General features: G+C 63.0%; 17 protein-coding genes. 8 read left to right on the top strand and 9 right to left on the bottom strand.

The features are described 5' to 3' along the window. Positions 1-29 precede the first annotated feature (29 nt). Positions 30-815, bottom strand: coding sequence for an ABC transporter substrate-binding protein (locus tag U5775_RS26130; protein ID WP_322061006.1), 786 nt, complete (start codon positions 813-815; stop codon positions 30-32). A gap of 914 nt (positions 816-1,729) precedes the next feature. Here U5775_RS26130 and U5775_RS26135 point away from each other — a divergent pair. Further along, positions 1,730-2,470, top strand: coding sequence for a 3-ketoacyl-ACP reductase (locus tag U5775_RS26135; RefSeq protein WP_322061007.1), 741 nt, complete (start codon positions 1,730-1,732; stop codon positions 2,468-2,470). 9 nt (positions 2,471-2,479) lie between these two features. On the opposite strand, the gene U5775_RS26140 is transcribed toward U5775_RS26135, so the two are convergent. Beyond that, a complete protein-coding gene (locus U5775_RS26140; RefSeq protein ID WP_322061008.1) occupies positions 2,480-2,815 on the bottom strand; it encodes a hypothetical protein in 336 nt (111 codons plus the stop codon). A gap of 70 nt (positions 2,816-2,885) precedes the next feature. Further along, on the bottom strand, positions 2,886-3,806 hold the full coding sequence (locus U5775_RS26145; protein ID WP_322061009.1) for a LysR family transcriptional regulator: 921 nt from the start codon (positions 3,804-3,806) through the stop codon (positions 2,886-2,888). A gap of 135 nt (positions 3,807-3,941) precedes the next feature. Between U5775_RS26145 and U5775_RS26150 the strand changes: the two genes are divergently transcribed. Further along, the gene (locus U5775_RS26150) at positions 3,942-5,165 is read left to right on the top strand and encodes a Zn-dependent hydrolase (protein ID WP_322061010.1); all 1,224 of its coding nucleotides are present in this window, start codon (positions 3,942-3,944) and stop codon (positions 5,163-5,165) included. A 24-nt stretch (positions 5,166-5,189) separates the two neighbouring features. Here U5775_RS26150 and U5775_RS26155 read toward each other — a convergent pair whose 3' ends face one another. Beyond that, positions 5,190-5,735: a DNA-binding protein gene (locus U5775_RS26155; RefSeq protein WP_322061011.1), complete on the bottom strand. Its 546-nt coding sequence runs from the start codon at positions 5,733-5,735 to the stop codon at positions 5,190-5,192. A gap of 384 nt (positions 5,736-6,119) precedes the next feature. Here U5775_RS26155 and U5775_RS26160 point away from each other — a divergent pair, with 384 nt between their 5' ends. The 3 genes from U5775_RS26160 to infA all read left to right on the top strand — a co-directional run bounded on the left by U5775_RS26160 (position 6,120) and on the right by infA (position 8,026). After that, positions 6,120-6,761: a hypothetical protein gene (locus U5775_RS26160; RefSeq protein ID WP_322061012.1), complete on the top strand. Its 642-nt coding sequence runs from the start codon at positions 6,120-6,122 to the stop codon at positions 6,759-6,761. A 342-nt stretch (positions 6,762-7,103) separates the two neighbouring features. Then, a complete protein-coding gene (locus U5775_RS26165) occupies positions 7,104-7,307 on the top strand; it encodes a cold-shock protein (RefSeq protein ID WP_322061013.1) in 204 nt (67 codons plus the stop codon). Positions 7,308-7,759: 452 nt separating this feature from the next. Continuing rightward, positions 7,760-8,026: a translation initiation factor IF-1 gene (infA, locus tag U5775_RS26170; protein ID WP_028216505.1), complete on the top strand. Its 267-nt coding sequence runs from the start codon at positions 7,760-7,762 to the stop codon at positions 8,024-8,026. A 152-nt stretch (positions 8,027-8,178) separates the two neighbouring features. On the opposite strand, the gene U5775_RS26175 is transcribed toward infA, so the two are convergent. Together U5775_RS26175 and U5775_RS26180 are read right to left on the bottom strand one after the other, a co-directional pair. Continuing rightward, positions 8,179-8,646, bottom strand: coding sequence for a YaiI/YqxD family protein (locus tag U5775_RS26175; protein ID WP_322061014.1), 468 nt, complete (start codon positions 8,644-8,646; stop codon positions 8,179-8,181). Between the two features lie 29 nt (positions 8,647-8,675). Further along, entirely contained in the window at positions 8,676-9,692 is a 1,017-nt protein-coding gene (locus tag U5775_RS26180) for an alpha/beta hydrolase (RefSeq protein WP_322061015.1), read from the bottom strand. A 178-nt stretch (positions 9,693-9,870) separates the two neighbouring features. Here U5775_RS26180 and U5775_RS26185 point away from each other — a divergent pair, with 178 nt between their 5' ends. Together U5775_RS26185 and U5775_RS26190 are read left to right on the top strand one after the other, a co-directional pair. Next, positions 9,871-10,929, top strand: coding sequence for an AraC family transcriptional regulator (locus U5775_RS26185; protein WP_322061016.1), 1,059 nt, complete (start codon positions 9,871-9,873; stop codon positions 10,927-10,929). A 95-nt stretch (positions 10,930-11,024) separates the two neighbouring features. Continuing rightward, complete coding sequence (locus U5775_RS26190; RefSeq protein ID WP_322061017.1) at positions 11,025-11,789, top strand: DUF169 domain-containing protein; 765 nt, start codon at positions 11,025-11,027, stop codon at positions 11,787-11,789. A gap of 48 nt (positions 11,790-11,837) precedes the next feature. On the opposite strand, the gene U5775_RS26195 is transcribed toward U5775_RS26190, so the two are convergent. From U5775_RS26195 to U5775_RS26205, 3 genes are all read right to left on the bottom strand, one after another. Continuing rightward, positions 11,838-13,463, bottom strand: a complete 1,626-nt coding sequence (locus tag U5775_RS26195; protein ID WP_322061018.1) for an alpha/beta hydrolase — start codon at positions 13,461-13,463, stop codon at positions 11,838-11,840. Positions 13,464-13,655: 192 nt separating this feature from the next. Further along, on the bottom strand, positions 13,656-14,486 hold the full coding sequence (locus tag U5775_RS26200) for a mechanosensitive ion channel family protein (protein WP_322061019.1): 831 nt from the start codon (positions 14,484-14,486) through the stop codon (positions 13,656-13,658). Between the two features lie 69 nt (positions 14,487-14,555). Beyond that, complete coding sequence (locus tag U5775_RS26205) at positions 14,556-15,494, bottom strand: AraC family transcriptional regulator (RefSeq protein ID WP_322061020.1); 939 nt, start codon at positions 15,492-15,494, stop codon at positions 14,556-14,558. A 182-nt stretch (positions 15,495-15,676) separates the two neighbouring features. Here U5775_RS26205 and U5775_RS26210 point away from each other — a divergent pair, with 182 nt between their 5' ends. Beyond that, the gene (locus tag U5775_RS26210) at positions 15,677-16,576 is read left to right on the top strand and encodes a DMT family transporter (RefSeq protein WP_322061021.1); all 900 of its coding nucleotides are present in this window, start codon (positions 15,677-15,679) and stop codon (positions 16,574-16,576) included. Positions 16,577-16,580 lie beyond the last annotated feature (4 nt).

Here is a 16,580-nt window from a genome sequence, read left to right on the forward strand (position 1 = left end):
TGGGCTCCTGGTGATTGCGGTGATTGAATTCATTGCTGGGCGCCGTAAATATCGAAATCGAAATATTTCGCCGCAATCTTCTGGTAAGTACCATTCGCGCGAATGGCGGCGATCGCGCCGTTCAGGCGATTCTTCATTTCGGTGTCGTCTTTGCGCAGCCCCATCGCCACGCCATGGCCGATGATGCGCGCGTCGGTGACGTCGCCGCCGGCGAAGGCGTAGCCCTTGCCGCGCGGCGTATTCAGGAACGCGTAGCCGGCCTGCGTCTTGTCCTGGAAGGTGGCGTCGAGGCGGCCATTGACGAGGTCGGCATAAACCTGATCCTGGTTCTGGTACGTCACGATCGTGACGCCCTTGGGCGCCCACTCGGCCTTCGCGTAGGTTTCCTGGGTCGTGCCCTGATCGATGCCGATGCGCTTGCCGACGAGCGACGCCACGGTCGGCTGCAGTTTGGAACCGGCTGGCGCGACGAGCGCCCCCGGCGACGAATAGAGCTTGTTCGAGAAGTCGATCTGCTTAAGACGTTCGTCGGTGGCCGTCATGGCCGACATGATCACGTCGAACTTCTTCGCATGCAGCGCGGGAATCATGCCGTCGAAACCCTGCTCGACCCAGACGCATTTCGCATGGAGCTGCGCGCAGATCGCATTGCGCAGATCGATGTCGAAGCCGGCGAGCGAGCCGTCGGGCTGCTTGGCCTCGAACGGCGGATAGGTGGGGTCGACGCCCCAGCGAATCGTCGAGGTGTCCTGAGCAAATGAAACGAGAGGCGCCGCGGCAAGCGAGACGGCGAGAAACTTGACGATCCGGTTCATGACTGCTTCCCCTGATAGGTCGGCGCGACGGGCGAGGGCCGCGCGGCCGGTTGGTCGAACTGCGGTAATGGGCGTCTTTGTCGTGCGAGCGGGTTTCGAGGCCTCGATGAAACTGCCATGCAGTCTAGACCACGTGGATTGGCGTGTGCAAGCGGGGAGGGCGCGTGGAGCCGGTGAAGCGTGGCGGAGCGCTGAGGTGGGCTCTGAGGCGACTACGATTGATGACGATAAATACGGCTTATAACGCGAAATTAGCCATTAAATCGGCGAAGAAGTGCATTCCTAGGGATTTGCCCTGGCTGCCGTGCGCGAGCGGGAATCGCGCGTTGCACCGATCGTTGGCTCTATCAATATGTCTATACAACTTGGTGCGCGAGGAAGGTATTCGGGAGGTGTCGCCCTGGCGATCCGCGCGTAACATAGAACCCGTTACTGCGAACCTTGGGAGGCAGCCATGAAAGCGGTATGCCCGCTGCACGGACCAACGACCATCATCGGCACGAATGCATACGGTTTTCCGGTTTATGCGTGCTGCTGCGACGACGTGCCCAATATCATGCATGACGCATGTACAAGAGAACCGGCGTCACGTAAATCCGAGCCGCCGCGGCAAATTCCACAACCGAAGACGAGAAAGGAATGAGGCAGGGAATGAACCCGGGAATGAGGCTGACGTTCGGCTTGCCGAAGGCTTGCTGAAAAATATGTATTTATTTAATCGGTGACAAATCACCGCAAGATAAACCCCGATAACGGCGGCGAAAAAGTAAAACGCCTATATATGCCGCCGCGCCGCGCGTTATTTCCATCAGGGATAGTGCCCATCGCCCGTGCCGCCGGTGCTGATGCAAACTACCTTTTATCCTCCTGTTAAAGCCGTTCTTTGTAACAACCCAAAAATGTTTGGAGGACTTATGGCACAGCGCATTGCCTACGTAACTGGCGGAATGGGTGGCATTGGAACCGCAATCTGCCAGCGGCTGCACAGCGATGGCTTTACCGTCGTCGCCGGGTGCGGCCCGAATTCACCGCGCCGCGCAAGATGGATCGAGGAGCAAAAAGCGCTTGGGTTCAATTTTGTCGCTTCTGAGGGTAATGTCGCCGATTGGGAATCTACAGCGAAGGCTTTCGACAAGGTCAAGTCGGAGGTAGGCGAAATCGACGTGCTCGTCAACAATGCGGGCATTACTCGAGACGTCGTATTTCGCAAGATGACGCACGAAGAATGGATCGCCGTGATCGACACCAATCTCACCAGCTTGTTCAATGTTACGAAACAAGTGATTGACGGCATGGTTAATCGCGGATGGGGGCGCATTATCAACATTTCGTCCGTCAATGGCCAGAAAGGCCAGTTTGGTCAGACGAATTATTCAACGGCCAAAGCCGGTATTCACGGCTTTACGATGGCGCTAGCCCAGGAAGTCGCGACCAAGGGAGTCACGGTCAATACCGTTTCGCCGGGTTATATCGGCACCGATATGGTGCGCGCGGTAAAACCCGAAGTGCTCGAAAAAATCGTCGCGAGTATTCCAGTGCGGCGCCTCGGCGAGCCGCATGAGATCGCATCGATCTGCGCATGGCTGGCTTCCGCCGAAGCGGGATTTGCCACCGGCGCCGACTTCTCGCTTAACGGTGGACTTCATATGAGTTGAGCCCCAGCGTCATGGGGCTGCTGAGCGGATGCTCACCAGGATCCCTGCCAGGCGGAATACGCCAGGCAGGGATTTTTCATTTTCAGCACACGGCCGCGAGTACGGGTTCTGAAGCGGCGTATTGCCCGTCGTATGGCGCCGGTGGTGCGACTTGTGTTTCGGCTTCGCCTGGGAATGCGCTTGCGGATGGGCTGGTGTATGCGCTTCGCCAGCGTGTTGCGGCTTGCTTTGGCCTTCGCCTAAGCCGGTCTGACCTTCACCGAAATAATAGGTCTGCGAGGTTTGCGCGTGAGCGGCAGCCGATAGCGACAATGCCATCAATAACAGGCATTTCGAAAGTTTCATGCGTATTCCTTTTCCTCGTTACGAAGGGGGTTGCGATTCAATGCTCCCGCGCGGCGCGCGCGGGCTGTCCTTATTTTCCCTCGTCCTTGCCCGCGACCATCGCGGACGCCGCTTTCAGGCATTCGATGAAGCGCAGCGCGGCCGGCGTCAGCAACGCATGGCGCCGCATCACGATGGCGACCGTCAAAGGCGGTAGCGGCTCGGCCAGGTTCAACGCCACGATCCCGCGCGGCCTGTGCCCGGCCTCCATGAGCGGCCGCGCGAACACCCCGAGCGCATCGGTCTGCGAGACGAGCCCCAGCGTCGCCGAAAACGAGGGGCAATGGATCACGTGCTTGGGCATCTCGATCCCGAGCGGCATGAAGATCGAGCGGACCAGGTCGTCGCCGTGCTCTCCGTATCGCGGCACGCACCATTGCGCGTCGGTCAGCTCGCGCAGCGATCGGGCGCGTGCAAGCCGATGCCGGTTTCTCGCCACCACGGCGAAAACGGTCCGGAATAGCGGAATGCTCGCGAATTCGTCGCTGTCCGGCGTCATGTCCTGGAGCCGATGCGTAACGATGAAGTCGAGCGTGCCATCGCGCAGCCGGGCGAGATCGTTCGCGCTGAGCGCGTCGTCGAGATTCACGCTAGCGCCGGGCAGGCTGCGCGTGAACGCAGCGAATGCGCGCGGCAGGATCGTGAGCGCCACGGTCGGGCTGACCGCGAGCGACACCGATCCGGTCGTGCCCAGCCGCAGTTGCTCGATCTCGTCGCGCGTGCGCTGCATTTCCTCGACGATCAGCCGCGCGCGAATGGCAAACGCGCTGCCGTACTCGGTGAGCGCAATGCCCTTGACGCTGCGCGTGATGAGCGGCGCATCGAGATCGAGTTCGAGCTCGCGCACGATGCTGCTGACCGCCGGCTGCGTGACGCCGAGCGCACGGGCCGCGCCGCGGATGGTCCGGTGCTCGGCGACCGCGAGAAAGGCATTGAGCTGCTTGAGTTTCATGGGCGGCTGGCGGTGAAGCCGTGAATTCCGGCACGTGCGCCAAGTGAAAAGAAAAAATTATCGCACGTAAAAAATTCTTGAATTTTCTTTATCGTGGCGGCTCGCTATGCTGGGTGCTTTCAAGGAGCGACCACGATGATCCTCGTTAATCAGCAACGGCTCTGGGATTCGCTGATGGAGATGGCGACAATAGGCGCGACCGCGCATGGCGGCAGTTGCCGGCTCGCGTTGACCGACGAGGACGTTGAGGGGCGGCGCCGCTTCATTCGCTGGTGCGAGGAAGCCGGTTGCGAAATCCGCATCGACCCGATCGGCAACCTGTTCGCGCGCCGGCCCGGCACGCAGCCCGATGCGCCGGCCGTGATGTGCGGCAGCCATCTCGACACGCAGCCGCTCGGCGGCCGCTTCGACGGTGTCTACGGCGTGCTCGCCGGGCTCGAGGCCATTCGCACGCTCAACGACCTCGGCGTGGTGACCCGTCATCCCATCGACGTCGTCGCATGGACCAATGAAGAGGGCTCGCGCTTCACGCCGGGCATGATGGGCTCGGCGGTCTACGCCGGCATCCTCGATCTCGAGACCGCCCGCGCGCGGCCGTGCATGCAAACAGGCGTGCTGCTCGGGCAGGAACTCGAGCGCACCGGATTCGCCGGTCCCGCGCGCGAGCAGCAGATGCCCAAGGCTTATTTCGAGGCGCATATCGAGCAAGGCCCGGTGCTGGAAAATGCCGGCAAGCCGATCGGCGTCGTGACCGGCGTGCAGGGCATGGATGAGATCGACGTCACGGTGACGGGCTTCGAATCGCACGCGGGCACGACGCCGATGAGCGTGCGCAAGGACGCGATGGGCGCCGCGGCCGCGATGATCGCCGCGATCATCGAGCACGGCCACGCGTTCGATGCCGATGCGCGCGTGACGGTCGGCCATGTGTCCTGCCAGCCGAACTCGCCGAGCACGATACCCGGCAAGGTCTGCTTCACCGTCGACGTCCGCCACCCTTCGAAGCCGGCGCTGCAACGGCTCGTGGCCGACATCGAGGCGATCTGTCTGCAGCGCACTGCGCTGCGCGGCGCGACTGTGCAACTGCAGAAGGTCGCCGAGTACGAGCCCGTGGTTTTCGATGCGCAGTGCGTCGAGCGCGTGCGGGAAGCGGCGGCCGCCGCCGGCTATCCGTATCTGGAGATGTGCAGCGGTGCGGGGCACGACGCGGTGAACCTTTCATACGTCGCGCCGACTGCAATGGTGTTCGTCCCGTGCAAGGCCGGACTCAGCCACAACGAGGCCGAAGACGCCGATCCCGTGCATCTCGCGCAAGGGGTGGCGGTGCTGGCGAACCTGCTGGCCGATTGCGCGCGGTAACGGTAGTGGTGGGGTGTGCGGCGGCTAGTGCGGCGCGTTAGCTTCGATCTGGTCTAGCGTCGCCAGCACGAACGCATAGACGTCCTCGAGCGCCGAAACGAGGCGCGTCCCCGGCGGCACGCCATCGAAGGCATCGGCCGGGCCGATGCAAATCAGGGGCTTTGCAAAACGCGTCGCCAGCCGGATTTCGTCGAGGGTGCCCCGGCTGCCTGGGAGCGCCACGACCACGTCGCTCGTGAGTATGTTCACGTAGTTCCGGTTCAACGCGTCATCGGGCGTGTCGGCTTGCTTGCGCGGCAGCGGTGTGAGGATCGGCAGGTCGATAAACGGATTCGGATAACCGGCGAGGGGCGCAAAACCGCGGACGGGATGGGCCTCGCTCGGCATGATTCCAATGGATCGGCCCTTGCGGCCCGGCGTCGTCGAGAACGCCCGCGCCGTCGAAAGCATGACGCCGAGACCCGCGCCCGTCAGCAAATCGAAACCGCGCCCGGCGATCCATTTTCCAAGCGGCGCCGAAAGGGCTTCCCATTCGGCCTTGCCCGAACCCATGACTCCAACGATTGCCACCGGCTTTCCTCCTGATCCTTTGATCCTCTGATGCGCGTGAACGCGAGACGCGCTGCCGGCCAGCTTTGCTTAGCCGACCGGGCCAAAACGCCGAAACGATTCTCGACGATTTGGTGGGCAGTGTCGAACGGTCTCGTCGGCGCCTTTCACGAATCTTGCGCCTCGGCGCGACGCTATCGGGCGGTCTCCCGTGCAACTAACAGCCAAAAACGTCACGCGCACGATGGCGGCGATACGTGTGCGTGACACAGCGTCATACAGGAAAAAACACGCTTCGACGCCTAAACTGTTCTATGAGACTAACGCCGCTGTGGCGGGGGTTCATCGAGGGCCGGCGGACCCAGCGTCGTGCCGGACGATGCGCGAGAGATCGAGGTAAACATCATGACAAGGCGCGGATTGTGCCGACTGCTGTTCGTACTGGTGGCGCTATGCATGAGCGCCACGGCGAGCGCCGGGAGAGGCGGTGGCGGCTGGTATCACGGCGGAGGCGGAGGCGGAGGCGGCGGCTGGGGCGGCGGGTATGGTGGCGTGAACCACAGCGGCAGCTGGAGCGGCGGCGGCAGTTGGAGCGGAAGCAGGGGCAGTGGGAGCTGGAGCGGCGGCGGCAGCTGGAACGGCAGCTACCACGGTGGCGGCTGGTATCACGGCAGCTATTACCATGGCGGCTACTATCACGGCGGCTACTACCACGGATGGTATGGCTGTTGCGGGTCCGTGAGCGTCGGCTTCTACTTCGGGCCCGGCTTCGTCTACGGCTATCCGTTCTATCCGTATTACTACCCGCCCTATTACACCAGCGTCTATTACCCGTACGTATCCGGCGACTTCTCGCAGCCGACCGAGTACGTCGAGCAAGGCCAGGTCCAGGACCAGGCCGGCGGCGGCGACATGAACGACCAGAGCGGCGGCGCCCCGCAACTCGCGTTCTGGTACTTCTGCGAGAAGCCGCAGGGCTACTATCCCTATGTCCGGGCTTGCCCCGGAGGCTGGCAGAAGGTGCCCGCGCGGCCGCCTGATAGTTGAAGTTGAGCCGTTGAACGCGCGCGGGCGCCCAATCAGGATTCAGTGATTGGGCGAAGCGCGATCGTCGGCACAAACCCCCGCGATCCGCATGGCCGATACACACGCCGAACGCAAGCAAAGCCTTGTCGCGCCGGCACGTGGCGCAAAAGCGCACCCAGTTGAGCAAGAAACTGCTTGACGTGACACCAGGGACCGCGTACTGTCGTGCACCAAAGTCTCAAAAGTGCTCGATTGCTCTTCAATTGCCGCTATCCGCGGCTCTCGTTGGCCTCTCCTTTTTGATTTTTCATTCGCCCTTTTTTCGGGGCGTGCAACTTTATTCGTCTGTTTAAGGAATTACTAGTGGAAACCGGTACTGTCAAATGGTTTAACGATACCAAGGGTTTTGGCTTCATTACGCCGGACAAGGGTGGTGATGACCTGTTCGCACACTTCTCGGAAGTGCGTGGCACGGGCTTCAAGACGCTGGCCGAAGGTCAGAAGGTCACCTATGAAACGAAGCGCGGCCCGAAGGGTCTCCAGGCTTCGAACATCACGCCGCAGTAACGCTATCGGATCGCGCCCGCTGCTCCTTGCAGCGGCGCGATCTCTCGCCTTGCTCTGGCACGCGTATGTCACGCTTGCCAGCTATCTTTTCTTGCATTCCTGTTCCCGCCGCGCCTGCAGGCTAAAGGTGTGGTGTCTATAGCTCGCCCGGGTTCGTCCGGTTTTCGCGCTGGCTACTCGATATCGGGTTCCCGTCGTCCGGCTGCGAGTCCGGTGTGCTCATCGAAGGCGTCCCTCGAGTCCATGGCTCGGGAAGTCTGAAGCCTTGGCGGATCGCCGGGTTTCGGCGCGCCAGGCGTCGTTGCTTGCTGGTCCAGGTTTGCACAGATCCGTTGCCGGCGCATGCGCGCCGGACAACGCTCAACATCACCACGCGTGCAAGCGTTGCAGTGATCGGCGCTGTTCGCCGACGTGCTGTATTGCGCAACGCAACGCTCTCTGGAGGCATCGATTTGGCAAAGGAAGAACTGCTGGAACTGGACGGGGTCGTCGACGAAGTGCTGCCGGACAGCAAGTACCGCGTCACGCTCGAAAATGGCGTGATCGTGAATGCGTACGCATCGGGCCGCATGCGCAAGAATCACATTCGTATTCTTGCTGGCGACCGCGTCACGCTGGAACTGTCGGTCTACGATCTCACGAAGGGGCGGATCAACTTCCGTCACAAGGACGAGCGCGCGCCTACGGGTCAGCCGCGTCCCGCGATGCGCCGCCGCTAAGCGCGCCTTGCTCCCCAACACACGCGTGCGCGCCTGCGCAAGGCACGGCGCGGTGTTGAACGGCATGAACGGTCCCGCTCAATGAAGCGCAGACGATTGCGCATCGCGTTGCGGGGCCTCGCCGTTACCCTGTCCCATCACTACCCTCGCTATCAAGCGGTTCCTTGAGGCGGCGTCTTGTGACGCGCGAGGAACCGGTCGAGCTGGCCTGCGAACGCTTTGCCGTCGCGCGCGCTGAAAGGCGCGGGGCCGCCCGTATCAATGCCCGCATTGCGCAGTTGATCCATGACGTCGCGCATCGTCAGGCGCTCCTGAATGTTCTCGCGCGTGAACCAGTTGCCGCGCGAGTCGAGCGCATGGGCGCCGCGCTCGAGGACCGCCGCCGCGAGCGGTATGTCCGCGGTAATCACCAGATCGCCCGGCGCGACCAGTTCGACGACGCGGGCATCGGCCGCATCGAAACCCGCCGGCACCTGAATCGACTTGATGAACGGCGACGGCGGCGTGCGCAAATATTGGTTGGCCACCAGCGTCACCATCACTTCGGCGCGTTTGGCGGCGCGAAACAGGATGTCCTTGATGACGGCGGGGCAGGCGTCAGCGTCGACCAGCACTTGCATGAAAGCCATTCCAGTACGTTAAAACGCGATCATAGCTCAAGGTTGGCGCTGCTTTTGCCATGACCGTTGCCATGATCGTTGCCGTGACCCGAAGCGTCTCCTCGCAACGCCACCTCGACGCAAAAGTCATGAACAGCCGTCACCATCTGCTGCAGCCCCGGCTGCTCCAGCGGGTAGTGTCCGGCGTTTTCCAGCATCGTCACCTTCACGGGCACGCGCCGGATTCGTTGCAGGAACAACTGACTCAGATGCAGCGGCGTCCAGCGATCCTGCGCCGGCTGCGTGAGCAGGATCGGGCACACGTTGAAATCCTCGGGCTCGACCACGGGCCGATAGCCCGTATAGCTGGCCAGAAAACGCATGGTTACCCACTTGCCCGCCGAGGTCTTGTCCGCCATGCAGGCCTCGAGCGCAGCGGGGTCGTTGACGAGCGCGTGCATCTTGCTCGCGGCCGCCATCGGCATGCGCAGGCCCGCGAGCGGCGTGCACGCGGCGAGCGTCGCGAGCGGGCCGCCCACGCGGCTCATGAAGCGGTTGTAGGCGGTCTCGTCGCGAACCTGCTGGAGGCGTTGATCGAGAAACGTCATGCCGACAATGCCCTTGACCTTGCCGTTCTTCGCGGCGACGTGATACGTCTGCATTCCGCCCGCGCTCAGCCCGTACAGCACGATGGGCCGGTTGTCCCGCGCGAGTTCCGCGTCGATGAGATCGCTGCCGGCCTGGACCCAGTCGTCGTAGCGAATGGGCTGGCCGCGGCGGACCTGGGTGAGGCCGTATTCCGGCATGTCGATCGCGATGGTTTCGAAGCCTCGGCGGGCAAGCGGCGCGCCCAGTATCGTCGACATCTGCCGGCCGTTCGTGCCCACGCCATGGAACAGAATCACCTTCAGCGGCGCGCGCGCATTGCGGTAGCAATCGAGATGGATGCGGTGCCCGTTCCATGACCACCACTCTTCCTGCGGCAGTTGCGCGGGTTTCAACTGGAACTCGACGGGGAGAAAGCCTTGAATCCGTTGCCAGCTTTCTTGTTGCGCATAGGTCGTCATTCGGAATCTCTCTTGGGTGCAAAGGCGGCGAGCGTGGCGCGAGCGGCACGCGGCGCTCGCGCATCCACTGCAACCGGATGACCTGGATAGTGCGTCCTGCATGGGAAAACACCAATGCTGGGACGGGACAATTGTTTTAGTATTTGGGCCAAATTGATGCGTCGAGGGGTTTCTCCGCATGAGCTTCTGGGATTTCACCCGGAGTCCGGCCAGCGCCCGGCTGATGGTCGATTTCGGCGACGAGCGCGGCCTGCCGCACGCGAAGCTGCTCGCCGGCACGGGCTTGTCGGCCGCGCAGCTCGACGATCCGAACACCGAGGTCACGGCGGCCCAGGAGCTGCGGCTCTCCGACAACCTGCTGCGGCTGCTCGGGGACCCGCCGGGAATCGGCCTCGCGCTGGGCGGGCGCTATCACTTCTCGGCGTACGGCGTGTGGGGCTACGGCCTGATCGCGAGCGCCACGGGACGCGATGCGCTCGCGCTGGCCATGCGCTTCCTGCCGCTCACCCACGCCTTCACCGTGATCACCTTCCGGGAGGCCGACGATTGCTGCGTGCTCAATTTCGGCGCGCCGGAACTGCCTGCCGCGCTGAGCCGCTTCTGCGTGGAGCGCGACATGGCGGCGGCGGCCGTCTTGCTGCATGAAGTGGGCGGGAAAGACTTCGTGCTGTCGAGCTTCACGCTGCAGGCGAGCAAGCCGCGCGAGGGACGCGGGGCGCATGGGGCGCAACTGGGCGTTCAGCGTCTGCACGGGGTCGAACCGGCCTATGGGGCGCGCGCGAACTGCCTCACCTTCGAACGCGCGTGGCTCGACCGCAAGCTGCCGCAGGCCAACGCCACGACCGCGGCGATGTGCGAACAGATGTGCAAGCAACTGGTGGAGGCACGCCGCGCGCGCGTTGGCACCTCGGCGATGATCCGCCATTACCTCAATGCGATGTGGGGCGGGGCGCCGCTTTCGCTCGAAGAGATGGCGCGGATGATGAACACGAGCGCGCGCACGCTCAAGCGCAGGCTCCAGGAAGAGGGCACGACGTTCCGGGCGCTGCTCGACGAATCGCGCAGCGCGATGACCGAGACGCTATTGAGCGACGCGCGCCTGACGCTCACCGAGATTGCGGAACGGCTGGGGTATAGCGATTTGTCCAGTTTCTCGCAGGCGTTCAAGAGATGGCATGGCGTGGCCCCGCAGGTCTATCGCGCTGGCATGGCGCAAGGGCTCAAGGAGATGAAATAGTCGGATTGAAGGTTGATCAGGATGCCGAATAGATTCGCACATCGAACGGCGGTTGTGCCCGGCAAATTGCCGTTCTCATTGGAGGGATGATCTTGATGAAAGAGGATCTTGCAAAGCTGGCGGCGGACCTCGAGCGCCTGCTCAAGCTTCGCAGCCTGCCGTTCGGAATGACGCTATACGAGCGGCGCGAAGACATGGAAGCGATTCATCGCATTCGCCGCCCCAAGGCGATCCATACGCTCGATCAGATCGTGGGGCAGGCCGCCCGCCTGGGTTTCACGGTCGGCGTCACGGCCGAGGATCTGGTGGGCGCGCAGTGCCGGTCGGTCGTTGGCCTCGGAAATGCCAAGGATGACGAATGGAAATCGGGCCAGCAAATGGCGGGCGTCTGGTACGCCACGCTCGAAGATTCGCGCGCTCATCAAGCGGCGATGGAGTGCGTCGCGGACGGCCAGTATGAAGCGCTCGTGGTTTCTCCGCTTGCCGCGGGCCGTATCGATCCGGCCATCGCGCTGTTCTATGCCACGCCCGGCGCCATGATGTACTTCATCAATGGTCTGCAGTGGTCGGGGTACAAGCGTTTCGACTGGAGCGTGGTGGGCGAATCGGCGTGCGCGGATTCGTGGGGGAAGGCGCTCAAGACCGGGCAGCCGAGCCTCTCGATTCCCTGCTTTGCGGAGCGCCGATACGGCGGCGTGCTCGACGACGAAATGCTGATGGCGCTGCCGCCGGCGATCCTCGCGCAGGCCATTGCGGGCATGGAGGCGCTTGCGAAGAATGGACTGCGCTATCCGTTCGCACAGTACGGGATCCAGCAGGACGTTCGTGCCGGGATGGAAGTGAGCTACGCGAAAAAGTAATGGACGGGCGATGGCTGCCGCACGGACGACGTGCGGCAGCCCGATGAATCACGGCCTGAAGCACCAGTAATGGCCAATCGGGTTGCTCATGGCCGCGAGTCCATATCGATACGCCGCGCGCGCACGCATTTCAATCAGGTGGTGCAAGTCCGCGGTCAACCGGACGGCGCTGCCGATGTACGAATGATTGAGGCCGAACAGGCTGGTTTCGATGGCGCTGGCATCGACCGTCTCTACGCCGGCCAGAACCAGCAGCGCCTGGCCGGCGTCGCCGGCGCGGGGCGCGCCATTCGCTTTTTTCGATGCCGCCAGAGCTTTGTCGTTTGACGACGCGTAGAGCGTGGTCGCGATACCGAGCTTTGCCAAAGGCGGGACGATCTGAGTCCTGAATACGTCCGCATCGATATCCGGAGCGGCAAAAACCACCTCCGTCATCCGCTCCAGTTCCTTGCGGTGACCTGACATCATCAACTTGATGGTTTCCCCCAACACCCGGTTTCCCATGCTGTGCGCGAGTACGACGACCTCGTCGAATTTTCCGTTGCGCATGACGGTCAGGACGAACTCCTGGAAATAGATGGCCGCCTGATCCGCATCGTTCCCGTCGCGGATGTAATCCAGCACCTTGTCGCCCGAGGGCCAGCTATAAACGAAGGGCACGCCCGAAAACTCGATGTCGTAGGCGATTTGCGCGGCCCGGCGGGCCGCATCTTCGAAGCTCGTATTGAACCCGTGAATGAAGATCAAGGCCCTGCGCTTTTCACCCTTATGCGGGTGCTCCGATATGGCTTGCCCGAATTCGCTGGCGCTGTATTCGTCGACACGCATCAGGACGACATGTTTTGCGGGGTTCTGCAAAAAGTATCGCAGCATGAACGGCGATTCGAGTTTTCCGATCCTGTGGTTATGCGGAATGCTGACCTCGCATACGCCATAACTGAGTTGGTTCCCGCGGCCCGCGCCAAAGCGTTTCGCCGGCGATTTCGCGCGAGGGTGGCGCTCACGATCTGTGCCGAAGAAGATTTCGACGACTTCGAAGCGTTCTTCCTTCACAGGCACCGAGCTTTCCATCTCGACGGAAACGAAGTTTTTCTTCGCCTCTTCTATCAGGGGCAAGAACCCACGGCGCTCAATCTCCATCTTCCGAAGATCGGCGTAGGGATCCTTCGGCGATCGCGAGAGTATGCCGAGCCGGCCAAAGCGCACCTCGCGATCGGCGAGAAGGGTGTCGCGCAATGCCTCGACGACGCTGTCCAATGCGTACCTTGCGTCGGCCCCGTTCAGGTTGGCTTCCGTTGCAAGCCGCATCACCAGGTCTTCGCGCGGCGGCATCGGTCCAAATTTTCTCGGTGCCCGCACCGTGGCAACGGGCCGCCGATGCCAACCGGATCGCGGGCCGCCTTCGTCCCGAAGCGTGGGGGAGGGCCTGAAATACACCTGCTCGTTCGCCTCAATGATGGCTCCGGCAGGCTTCCCCGATTTCATCAGCTCGTATAAATCGAAAGAAAACGCGCCGATGCCGACCAGCGTGATGACCTTGCCCTGCCCGATCTCTTCGAGCACGATCCGCGACAGAAGCGAGATGGCCAATTCGGCGACTTCGTTTTGTAGCCCCGTTCGCTCGGAGATCAGCCTGATCAATTCAGGTTCGTCGATGGTGTTATCCGTTTCCATCTTGTAGCGTGAGTTTGGAGTGCAATGGGGAGGGTCTCGATGTTTTTATCGCGGTCGGATGCCGCTCAATGTGCGCTGCCACGCATTGTACGGCGAAGCGCGGGCCAGCGATTTCACGCGTGCGCGTGCGCGTGCGCGTGCGCGTGCGCGTTCGCGCTCGAGCGTTTATGCGCGGGACATAAACGAGCGCTGCTACGGCTGGCGGGGCACCGCTTCAGTCATGCCGCGCCAGTTCTTCACGCTATTCGTTAGCAGAACGTAGGTTGGCAGCATGACAATCGAATTGTCGAAGTTGCGCACCTTGATCGTGTTCAGCGCAATGTCGATGACGGTGCCGTCGGCGACGAAGCCTGGCACTTCTATCCAGTCGCCCACTCGCACCATGTCGTAGACCGTGAGCTGAATACTGGCCACGAAGCCGAGCAACGAGTCGCGAAAGACGATGATGAGCAGCGCCGTCATCGCACTGAGGCCGGTGAGGAAATAGGCAGGCGAGCGCTCGAGCAACACGGAGATCACCGAAATCAGCGCGATCACGTAGAGCACGATGGTGGCGATCTGCAGGAAGCTTTTGATCGGCCGCTCGCTCGCGGACGGGAAGTGGCTGTAGCGCTCGCCCACGCTGTCGAGGAACGCGAGCGTGGCGCGCAGCAGCGTATACACCATATAGCAGGCCGCGAGCACGGCCAGCGGATGCCCGAGCGCCGCAATCAGCGGAAACGTGAGGCCGGACAGCAGCGGCGCGGCCGCGTAGACGAACAGCGCGGGCACGAGCGGCGCGAGCCGATGGAAGACCCGGTGGCGCTCGGCGGCGCGCAGCCACTTGCGTCGCTCCTGGCGCGCAAGACGGCCGACGATCATCAGCATGATCGCGCGCGTGACGTAGTAGCAGATCGCGCTCGCCAGCAGGATCGCGAGCAGCAGCGCGGCGACCAGCACAACGGCGACCCACGTGCTGTCGGTATAGACGTGGAAGTGATGCCAGTCCGGCCCGCCCTCGAAACGCAGCGCCTTCTCGAACATCGATCCCTCCCGTGCCGCCCGCCCCGAATAGCAGAACAGGTGGGTCTGGTCTGACGATTCGCGCCAGCGTCAGGCTCGGGCGGTCATGCCCCGCGTCTGGAGCGCTTGCCGCCAGGCATTGGGCGCGGCGCCGAACGCATCGCGAAAGCGATGGCTCAAGTGGCTTGCATTCGCATAGCCGCACGCTGCCGCGACCTGTGCAAGCGGCAGGGCGGTCGTGCGTAACAGCATACGCGCGCGTTCGAGACGCTGGGCGGCAATCCACGCATGCGGCGGCAGTCCGAACGACGTGCGGAACATGCGCGCGAGATGGTATTCGGAGAGGCAGGCGACCTCGGCCAGCGCGCCCAGCGTCAATGGCTCGCCGAGATGGGCGTCGATGTAATCGCGCAGGCGCCGCCGCGTAGTCACCGAAAGGCCGCCCTTGAGCGACGCACCCGGGCGGCGGACGCCCTGGCTGCGCAGCAGCAGGCTCAGCACTTCGTGGGCCGTTTCGTTGCTGCGCAGCAGGCCGTCCGGACTGGCCCAGTCCTCATGAGCGAGCATCTGGCAAAGCGCGGCGATGCGCTCGTCCTCGAAATACGTGCGGTCTGCCAGCGTGAGCTCGCGCGGTTCACGGTCGAGCTCACGCACGGCACGTTGCGTGAAGTGCCCCGGCAGAAAATAGAGGTGCATGAAATGCATGTGGCCACGCACCCACCAGCGCGATTCATGATCGCCTGGCAGCGCGCAGAGGCGGCTTGGCGCGCCGTAAATGCCCGGCAGCTTTTGTCGTTCGGTGCGGTAGCCGCCATCGATATAGCACGACAGCGTGTGATGGCCCGGCTGATCGTAGACGGTCTCGGTCTCGCGCGTTTCGCGCGTCCAGACAGCGGCTGCAAGCTGATCGCCGAGCCAGGCAAACCGCTCCAGCGTCGCGTTGGCGGCGCTCAAGGTGCGGCACACCGAATGCAGCCCGAACGGGGTATCGGCGAAATCGGGTGCGGCGGGAGACACCGGAGCGTCCATGGTTCGTAACGGCAAGGGGAGAAGTCGTCGCGGGTGGGTCACGGCAGTATACGCTCCGGCCCCGCCACACGCGGGCCATCGGCAAGAAATGCGCAATCCTGGACAAGCGCGTGCCGCCGCCGCACGCCATAGTGGGTGCATCGCGTATCCGCTACTTTCCGCCATCTCCGCCTTCTTCCGCCATGAATCTTCTTCTTTATGCGCTCACCGTGCTGATCTGGGGCACCACCTGGATCGCCATCAAGTGGCAGCTTGGCGTCGTGCCGGCGCCCGTTTCCATTGCCTGGCGCTTCGGGATCGCGGCGCTGTTGATGTTCGCGCTGCTGGCGATCATGCGCCGTCCCATATGGCCGCCGCGAGCGGCCTGGCGCTATCTGGCGGCCCAGGGCCTGGCGCTTTTCTGCCTCAATTTCCTGTGCTTTTACTACGCCGAGAGCATCGTGCCGAGCGGCCTCGTCGCCGTGGTGTTCTCGACCGCGCCGCTGCTCAACTCGATCAACGGGCGGCTGTTCATGGGCCGGCCGTTGCAGCTTTCCGCGGTGGGCGGGGCCGCGCTGGGGCTCATCGGGATCGTTTGCCTGTTCGTGCAGCAGATGGCCGGGCATATCGGCGATCAGACCGTCTGGTTGGGACTTGCCGTTGCGTTTCTCGGCACGCAGTGCTTTTCGGTCGGCAATCTGCTGTCGAGCCGCATGCAGTCGATGGGGCTGCATCCGCTGGTCACGAATGGCTGGGCCATGCTGATCGGTACGGTGGTGCTGCTGGCCGGCAGCGCGCTGGCTGGACTGCCGTTCGGGATCGAGATGGACGCGCGCTACCTCGGGGCGCTGGCCTGGCTCGCGGTGGCGGGCTCGGTAGTGGGTTTTACGGCCTATCTCATGCTGGTTGGGCGCATTGGTCCCGAACGGGCCGCCTATTGCACGGTCCTGTTCCCGATCGTGGCGCTCGCGGTATCGACGGTTTTCGAAGGCTATCGCTGGTCGTGGTTGACCGTGGTGGGCTTGCTGCTGGTTGTTGCGGGCAATCTTGTGGCGTTTGATTTGACGCGGCGTGTGTTCGTGCGCCGTGCGGCGGCCTCGTGAGAGC

The sequence above is a fragment of the Paraburkholderia sp. J63 genome, assembly GCF_905220245.1.
Taxonomy (GTDB): domain Bacteria; phylum Pseudomonadota; class Gammaproteobacteria; order Burkholderiales; family Burkholderiaceae; genus Paraburkholderia.